The organism is Shewanella sp. TB7-MNA-CIBAN-0143, from assembly GCF_040310065.1.
Lineage (GTDB): Bacteria > Pseudomonadota > Gammaproteobacteria > Enterobacterales > Shewanellaceae > Shewanella.
On sequence record NZ_JBEOPL010000104.1, the window covers coordinates 1 to 271 of the forward strand.

At 57.9% G+C, this 271-nt stretch carries 1 protein-coding gene; it reads right to left on the bottom strand.

Features of this window, described 5'->3' with window-relative positions; genetic code table 11:
• A partial coding sequence (locus AAEY97_RS21290) for an acyloxyacyl hydrolase (protein ID WP_351001345.1) occupies positions 1-271 on the bottom strand: 271 nt, incomplete at both ends.

The following is a 271-nucleotide window of genomic DNA, read 5'->3' on the forward strand; positions in this document are numbered from 1 at the left end:
GTGTAATGCAGCGCGTAGCTTTCTACACCATCGTTGTCGCTGGAAAGGCCGGCGTTGGAGTAGTGCGTGGCGCGGATGCCGACTTCGTGGCCGCCGTTGAAGCGCAGGCCGACACCGATGCGGTCTTCGAACTGGAAGGACCCGCCCAGCTTGTTGCTCTCATATTCGGTGTTGGAGAAGAACGCCACGCCGATACCCGCTTCAACGTACGGTTTGACCGACTGACCGGCAAATTCGTAAACGAATACAGGCGAGAACGACAGGCTGTTGT